Consider the following 7,579-nt stretch of genomic DNA (forward strand, 5'->3'; position numbering starts at 1 on the left):
TGCTTCGGCTGTCACCCTTCTTTTATTACTCCAGCATACTTTTTGATACACCACCGATATTTTATATACCCAAGGGGCGGTAATAGCAGGTTTAACCTACTTATTATTTCCTTTTATGGTGCTGCCGCTGTATGCCGTTTTTACCGATTTGCGCAATGACATGCTACTCGCCTCACAGGACTTGGGCGCATCAAAAACCCAGACCTTTTGGCATGTGGTATTACCGTTGACCACGCCAGGGATTATTTCAGGGGTGCTGTTGGTTCTATTACCTGCGATGGGGATGTTTTACGTCGCCGATATTTTAGGTGGCTCACGCAATTTATTGGTGGGTAATATTATAAAAAATCAGTTTTTGGATGCGCGTGATTGGCCATTTGGCGCTGCAGCCAGCGTGTTATTGACACTGGCGATGGCGATATTATTACTTGCCTACCGTGCCAGTAGCCGCCGTATTGGCAAGACTGATTTTAATGAGGTGGCCTGATGTCTGATAGCTCACGGACTAATGCACCGACTAAAAAGAGGCCTTCTACTAAGATTGGCAGTATTAAAATTGGTAGCATCGCTGCCAAAGGCTATCTTAGCCTAATTTATGCCATGCTATATTTACCCATTGTTGTTTTGGTAGTGATGTCATTTAACAAATCCAAGATTGGCTACAATTGGGGTGGTTTTAGCTTAAAGTGGTACGAATCGCTATTCAACAACCAAGCCATGCTCGATGCTTTTTGGCATTCTATTGTATTGGGGTTGGTCGCCGCGACCGTTTCGACTGTGATAGGCACCCTAACTGCCCTCGCGCTACACCGCTATAACTTTCGTGGTAAAGGTCTGCTAAATGGACTATTATTTGTGCTGATGATGTCACCTGAGATTGTACTGGCTATCTCATTATTGGCCTTATTTTTACTAATTGGTCTACAGTTGGGTTTTGTATCACTGCTATTGGCGCACATTACTTTTTGCCTGCCGTTTGTGGTCATTACGGTATTCGCGCGTTTAAGCAGTTTGGATGAGCGCTTGATGGAAGCAGCGCGTGATTTGGGTGCCAATGAATCAACGATGGTGCGTACCGTTTTAATCCCTGTTATTCTGCCAGCGGTCATGGCAGGTTGGCTGCTTGCTTTTACCTTATCACTCGATGATGTGGTGGTTTCGACCTTTGTTACTGGGCCTAGTTATGAGATTTTACCACTGCGGATTTACTCGATGGTACGCGTAGGCCTTAAGCCAGAAGTCAATGCTATCGGTACGCTACTATTGGTTGCTTCTTTGGTATTGGTTATTATCTCGCAGCTATTATTACGTCGACGCTAATTTGCCATCACTCATTAACCATCGCTGCTTAGAAATAAACTTTGAATGAAAGTCAGCGCCATATCAATTATAATGAATTTTTCTCACTTTAGCGGTTAGGTTGTCTTATGTTAGAACTCCGTCATCTCAATACCTTAACCGCACTAAGAGCACATGGTTCGCTCGCTGCAGCGGCCGATGAGTTGCATGTCACTGCCTCTGCGGTCTCGCACCAGCTAAAAGAACTGGAGAATTACTATGATATCAGTTTGGTTAATCGTCGCACTCGTCCGCTGACTTTTACCCCCGCAGGCAAAATGGTATTGGCATTAGCAGATAGCATCATGCCGCAAGTTACTCGTACCAAATCCAATCTTAAGCGCTTAGCGCACGGCCAAGCAGGCAGGCTGCGCCTAGCGTCTGAATGTCATAGCTGCTTTGATTGGCTGATGCCGATACTCAATCATTATCGCCGAGAATGGTCGGATGTGGAGCTAGACTTTGCTACTGGCTTTGAACCTGAGCCGCATCATTTATTGATGGAAGGTGATATTGACCTACTGATTACCACCAGTGATTTACCGTTAGAGGGTATCAGCTATCAGCCCTTGTTTGAATACGAAAGTCGCTTGGTACTTTCGCCCACGCATGATTTAGCGGCGCAGGAATTTATTAAGCCAGAGGATTTGACCGATGAGACGCTGATTGCTTATCCAGTCGAAGCCAAGCGCCTCGATATTATTGCCAACTTTATGACCCCAGCACAGGTAAGTTTTGAGAGTATTCGTACCACGGAGTTGACCGCGATGCTGATTCAGTTGGTCGCTAGTGAACGAGGAGTGGCGGCATTGCCTGATTGGGTAGTTGCCGAATATGAGAAAAAAGGCTGGGTTGTGTCGCGTCCATTAGGCGATGGCGTACATTGTCAGCTATATGCAGCGACGCGTACCTCCAGTCAAGATACTGCCTATATGCAAGGGTTTGCCAGTTTGCTAGAAGGGATCGTAAAGCCTGTTTAGAATTTTATTTGTCATAAAACCCGTATTATGAGAACGAGGACGGTACCCTAGTGAGGACTTGAACCTTTGGCTCTAGGCTCATGATACCAACGGGTTTTCTCCCTGAGATAGTTCCAGTGTACTTCGTTGTGTACATAACATACATATTCTATTTGTGATCGGTGCGCTATACAGGCATCGAGCTGTCTGCTGTTAAAGCCACTAATTAGCCTTGAAAATATAGTACGCTTACCAAACTAGGCTAAACGATTGTATGGAAAGGATACTAGAATGGCATCGTATAAACCCTAGATTATTAGTGAAGCAAATATGAAGAACAACCAGTCTTGTTATCTTAAAAAAACGCCTAGTAACCGTATTATGGGCGCATTAGCGATCAGCAGCCTATTGTTGATTGTCAGTGGTTGTGACAGTACCATGAAGGAGACTAAGCCTACTGACACGGTAGCCAATACGGCATTAAATCCAGATAATACACCTAAAAATAACTCCGATTATAAAGCTGTTAGCAAAGATGGCTTTATTGCTGCTGATGATTCCGCGTCAACCTCGAATGGCGTTATGAAAGTCATCAATGCCAACAACCAGTTCGCTGTTGATATGTATCAGCAGATAAACGAGCAACCTGATCAAGCAGATAAGAATGTATTTTTCTCACCCTATAGTTTGTCTACGGCAATGGCAATGCTGTATGCAGCAGCAGAAGGGGAAACAAAGCAGCAAATTCAGAAGACCTTTTACTATCCGTCGATGGATACTCTAAACCCTAATAGTGCTGCGCTTTATAATCAATTCAATAAACCCAATCCTGATTATAAGCTCGCCACGGTCAATGATTTATGGATGCAACAAGGGCTAACGCCTAATAAGGCATACGTAGACACCGTACAACGCTATTATGGTGGTCAAGTAACCAACCTTAATTTTAAAGGTAGTCCTGATCCCTCGCGCCTCATCATTAATAAAAAAATTGCTCAGCACACCAATCAGCTGATTCCTGAGTTGCTACCAAAGGGTAGTATTCCCTCTAGTGTTGTCGCAGTATTAACCAACGCGGTTTACTTTAAGGGCGATTGGAAAATGCCTTTTGAGGCAAATAGCACTTTTGAGCAGCCGTTCCATCCTCTTACGGGCACACCATCTGATATCAAAATGATGAATATGCAGGCTGATTTCGGCTATAGCGAGGACAAGCAAGTACAGGTCGTGCAATTGCCTTACAAGGGCGATGACTTATCCATGCTAGTGATATTACCCAAATCAAAAGACAAAGCTGCGATGGAGCAGCTGGTGCAGGATTTGAGTGCTGATAAGATTAAACAATGGAATAAAGACTTAGTCACTCAAGAAGTAAACCTTTACTTGCCAAAGTTTAAGCTCGCAGAGCGCTACGATATGAAAAGTTTGCTGTCAGCTATGGGTATGCCAAGCGCCTTTCAGGACAAAGCTACATTTAAATTATTTGATCAGCCTCTGCCTATAAAAATTGATGATGTTTATCATCAGGCGGTAGTTATTGTCGATGAAAAAGGGACAGAGGCGGCAGCAGCAACAGCCATTGTAGCAACGGAAGCTTCTGCCCCTATAGATCAGCCAGTAGAGTTTAAAGCCGATCATCCGTTTGTATTTTTAATTAAGGACAACAAAACTGATGCAATATTATTCTTAGGGCAAGTCAATAAGCCTTAATCAGGGTATACCCCAAGGGAACCAGTTATTTTGCCCTTTAAACCTATTAATAGACCACTTAAAACAGACTGCTATAAAGCAACTACTTATATCAGACCGTTAAGCGAGTAATGCCTATCAAAAGTTATAAAACCAGTTTAAAGAAGTAAAAACCTAGCGCGGTGGCTAATAACGTCAATCCCACATGCAAACCAACCAATCCAAGACCGGCAAGCATACGTCCTGCATTTATCAAGCTAAAGACTTCAGCGCTAAAAGTGCTAAAGGTGGTCAATCCGCCACAGAATCCAGTAATAACAAACATTTTTGCATTGACCGATAGCATGCTGCCGGTACGCTGAAACCATACCATAGCTAGACCTATCAGTAATCCTCCTAAAATATTGGCGCTTAGCGTCCCTATCGGAATCCAACTATGTAGCGGATTAAAGCGTCCCAGCCACGCACGCAGACAAGCGCCGATTGCTGCCCCTAAGCCGATGGCAAGCCATTGCATGATGTAATCCTTATTTTCTTAATGAATGCCATTCTAATAAGCAAAGAAACTATACGGCTGGCAACTCAGTCATCGGCCAACGCGGTACACAACTGACGGCCAAATCATCAGATTGTCCCGCTTGCAAACGCTCATACCCTGCATAAGCAATCATCGCCCCATTATCGGTACATAACGCTGGCGGTGCATAATGAACAGTGGCGTTTATTTTAGCGAGCTCACTCTCTAACGTCTCACGTAAATGGCTATTGGCACTAACCCCGCCCGCAATCACCAGTCGGCTCATATTGGCTTGCTTGAGTGCTTTGACACTCTTTTTCACTAGCGTATCGACCACAGCGTGCTGAAAACTGGCAGCAATATCGGCGCGTACTTGTGGGTCGCTGTCGGACTGATTGCCTGAGCCGCCTGAGTATGGGGTATCTTTAATCAGATTATGTACCGCTGTTTTCATACCGCTAAACGAAAAGTCCAAGCCGCGATGCAGCATCGGTCTTGGTAGACTATAAGCATTTGGATTGCCTGTTTCAGCCAGTTTGGCGATATTAGGACCACCAGGGTAAGGTAGACCCAGCATTTTGGCCGCTTTATCAAAGCACTCGCCTGCTGCATCATCTATCGATTCACCCAATATCTCATATTGCCCAACACCATGAGCGGCAATCAGCAAGGTATGTCCACCAGACACTAATAGCGAGACAAAAGGAAACGCGGGTGGGTTTGCGCCCATCAGCGGTGCCAATAAATGCCCTTCCATATGATGGATACCAATTGCTGGAATATCCAGACCATACGCCAAACTGCGACCAAATAACGCGCCGGTCATCAGCGCCCCGATGAGACCTGGCCCTTTGGTATAGGCAATGGCATCAATTTCACCTTTTTCTATATCACATTGTTCTAACAGCTCGTTCAGCAAGGGCACCAGCTTGCGAATATGATCGCGACTGGCAAGCTCGGGTACCACGCCGCCATAAAGTGCATGCAGCTCTATCTGTGAATACAGTACTTGACCAACCAAACCTTGATTGTCGCTATCTAGCTGTTCACTGTCAAAAATCGCTAGCCCAGTCTCATCACAAGACGTCTCTAAACCCAATACTTTCATGTTTGTGCCTTTATTTCATCGCTTCGCTAAATAATATCATCGCTGTGCTAAATATTATTTTTTTAGGGCTAAATACTAGGGCATGTCCTCAATCTGAACAAAATCAATTAAATAGGTTAAAAATGGCTAAATCTTGCCAAACTGTGTCAAATAGCTGGCTAATATCTTGATATTATCTGTGCTATTTTCCTTGTTTGACTGCAATTTATCTCATTTTTATCACCATTTTCAAAATGAGGACACGCCCTAATGTTAAAAATCGAAAATAGCTTTTGAAAAAGCTTAATAAGTAAAGTCAAAATCCTTTAAAAACGTGACGGCAGGTGATGTATCTATATTACTGTTCACTGATTGTATGTCGTTTTTGATCATATACTGTTTTGTATTCACCATAAAAAAACCGCCACTGCAATCTTACAATGACGGTTATTCTATCAAATTTCAATCACTGATATTAGCTAACTGCCGCTACCATATAATCAACGGCTGCGTGAACTTGTGCTTCGCTAACCTCATCACTCGCCTGTGCTGGCATTTTGTTGAAGCCTTTAGCTGAATGCATATGCAGCGTATCTATGTCTTTGACAAGATGCGGCGCCCAATCGGTTTTATTACCGTATTTAGGTGCGTCCAACAAACCACCTTCATGACAAACTTTGCACTGCTTTTCATACAACTTCTCACCAGCATCAGCCGCTAACACTTCAGGCTCAGCCGCATCTTCAGCAGTCGCTTCTGCTGCTGCTTCTACTGGTACTTCGGTAGGTTCTGCTTCTACTTCAGGTTCTGGTGTGACCTCTTCTTCTACTACTTCGACAGGGACTTCAGGCTCCACGACCACAGTTTCAGTGTCGTTGGTAGCAGCTGGCTCTTCAGCAGCAGTATTGTCACCACCACTACAGGCACTAAGTGCTAATAAAGCACTAAGACCTAATGTTGACCACGTTAGTTTTCCCGCTATATTTAGCGATTTTTTATTCATACGTAATTGATTGATACTCATATTCATTCCTTTGCCGGTTGGGTTAAGTAAGCTATTTTTTGTTGATACTTTTTTATTCCATGCCTACCATCGCTGAGTTAACGATTTTTTGCTTACTCGATATTGAACAGCAGATCTTGCGACTGTTTCTGCATCTGTGTGTTTTACGTTAGCTGGCAGCGGCAACCATATAGTCAACTGCTGCATGGATTTGCTCTTCGGTGACGCCATTGGTTGCTTGAGCGGGCATTTGGTTAAAACCTTTGGCCGAGTGAGTATATAGGGTTTCTTTACCTTGAGTAATACGCGGTGCCCAGGCTTCTGCATCACCATATTTTGGCGCATCAAGTAAACCAGTGGCATGGCAAGCCATGCACTGGTTATTATAAAGCTGCTCACCAGTATTGTCAGAGACATTAAGCGCTGCGCTATCAGTAGTATCTGACGTATCAGCAGCTACCTCTTCTTCACTTTCACTGCCTTCTTCGGTATTGGTCGTCGCGTCTGCTTCAACATCCGTAGCTGGCACCGCTGTTGTTTCTGGAAATTCCATATCTTCCGCTTCTGGCGCATTAGAGCGAGCAAGTTCTGACGCATCGTCGACTCTATCGACAGCCATGACTTTTCCTGACTCTGTGCCAGCGTCTTCTTTTTCACTGCTACAAGCACTTAAACTGATACCCATAGAGAGAATCAAGGTTGTCCATAATGCGGTATTAACTGCTGTTTTTTTCATGCCAATTTTCATTAAAAAAGATCCTCAATATAATAGCCATAAAAGCGTTGTAGCGTTTGGTTATAGCGTCTGATTATCATCCCTGACCGAAACGTCAGCCAGTAAACAAAACTTATCACAACATAGACTTAATATAAGTCGTTATTGCTGAGCAGGTGTTTTGTCCATAATTTATTGATTATTTGTTAAAATTTTAGGCTCTGTTTTAATAGTGTGTTGATATAACTTATTGATAAATGATATAATGACT

General features: G+C 43.7%; 7 protein-coding genes and 1 pseudogene. 4 read left to right on the forward strand and 4 right to left on the reverse strand.

Features of this window, described 5'->3' with window-relative positions:
- Nucleotides 1-55: 55 nt before the first annotated feature.
- From EI161_RS12580 to EI161_RS12595, 4 genes and pseudogenes are all read left to right on the forward strand, one after another.
- Nucleotides 56-487: pseudogene (locus tag EI161_RS12580) on the forward strand (ABC transporter permease subunit); the annotation flags it as partial.
- The gene (potC, locus tag EI161_RS12585; protein ID WP_192523652.1) at nucleotides 487-1,320 is read left to right on the forward strand and encodes a spermidine/putrescine ABC transporter permease PotC; all 834 of its coding nucleotides are present in this window, start codon (nucleotides 487-489) and stop codon (nucleotides 1,318-1,320) included. The pseudogene EI161_RS12580 and the gene potC, both read left to right, overlap by 1 nt.
- A gap of 107 nt (nucleotides 1,321-1,427) precedes the next feature.
- Complete coding sequence (locus EI161_RS12590; protein WP_192529693.1) at nucleotides 1,428-2,318, forward strand: LysR family transcriptional regulator; 891 nt, start codon at nucleotides 1,428-1,430, stop codon at nucleotides 2,316-2,318.
- 309 nt (nucleotides 2,319-2,627) lie between these two features.
- Entirely contained in the window at nucleotides 2,628-4,007 is a 1,380-nt protein-coding gene (locus EI161_RS12595; RefSeq protein WP_192529694.1) for a serpin family protein, read from the forward strand.
- A 124-nt stretch (nucleotides 4,008-4,131) separates the two neighbouring features.
- On the opposite strand, the gene crcB is transcribed toward EI161_RS12595, so the two are convergent.
- The 4 genes from crcB to EI161_RS12615 all read right to left on the reverse strand — a co-directional run bounded on the left by crcB (nucleotide 4,132) and on the right by EI161_RS12615 (nucleotide 7,329).
- Nucleotides 4,132-4,503 carry a fluoride efflux transporter CrcB gene (gene crcB, locus EI161_RS12600; protein ID WP_192529695.1) on the reverse strand — a complete coding sequence of 124 codons (372 nt, stop codon included), beginning with the start codon at nucleotides 4,501-4,503 and terminating at the stop codon, nucleotides 4,132-4,134.
- 49 nt (nucleotides 4,504-4,552) lie between these two features.
- On the reverse strand, nucleotides 4,553-5,611 hold the full coding sequence (gene tsaD / locus EI161_RS12605) for a tRNA (adenosine(37)-N6)-threonylcarbamoyltransferase complex transferase subunit TsaD (protein WP_192529696.1): 1,059 nt from the start codon (nucleotides 5,609-5,611) through the stop codon (nucleotides 4,553-4,555).
- 454 nt (nucleotides 5,612-6,065) lie between these two features.
- Nucleotides 6,066-6,614 carry a c-type cytochrome gene (locus EI161_RS12610; RefSeq protein ID WP_192529697.1) on the reverse strand — a complete coding sequence of 183 codons (549 nt, stop codon included), beginning with the start codon at nucleotides 6,612-6,614 and terminating at the stop codon, nucleotides 6,066-6,068.
- 148 nt (nucleotides 6,615-6,762) lie between these two features.
- Nucleotides 6,763-7,329, reverse strand: coding sequence for a c-type cytochrome (locus EI161_RS12615; protein WP_225735380.1), 567 nt, complete (start codon nucleotides 7,327-7,329; stop codon nucleotides 6,763-6,765).
- Nucleotides 7,330-7,579: the final 250 nt, after the last annotated feature.

The sequence above is a fragment of the Psychrobacter sp. FME5 genome, assembly GCF_014861375.1.
Classification (GTDB): domain Bacteria; phylum Pseudomonadota; class Gammaproteobacteria; order Pseudomonadales; family Moraxellaceae; genus Psychrobacter.

Excerpts from the sequence above, each read along its gene's own strand:
- potC (WP_192523652.1), top strand. The coding sequence starts at position 487 with ATGTCTGATAGCTCACGGACTAATGCACCGACTAAAAAGAGGCCTTCT.
- EI161_RS12590 (WP_192529693.1), top strand. The coding sequence starts at position 1,428 with ATGTTAGAACTCCGTCATCTCAATACCTTAACCGCACTAAGAGCACAT.
- EI161_RS12595 (WP_192529694.1), top strand. The coding sequence starts at position 2,628 with ATGAAGAACAACCAGTCTTGTTATCTTAAAAAAACGCCTAGTAACCGT.
- crcB (WP_192529695.1), bottom strand. The coding sequence starts at position 4,503 with ATGCAATGGCTTGCCATCGGCTTAGGGGCAGCAATCGGCGCTTGTCTG.
- tsaD (WP_192529696.1), bottom strand. The coding sequence starts at position 5,611 with ATGAAAGTATTGGGTTTAGAGACGTCTTGTGATGAGACTGGGCTAGCG.
- EI161_RS12610 (WP_192529697.1), bottom strand. The coding sequence starts at position 6,614 with ATGAGTATCAATCAATTACGTATGAATAAAAAATCGCTAAATATAGCG.
- EI161_RS12615 (WP_225735380.1), bottom strand. The coding sequence starts at position 7,329 with ATGAAAAAAACAGCAGTTAATACCGCATTATGGACAACCTTGATTCTC.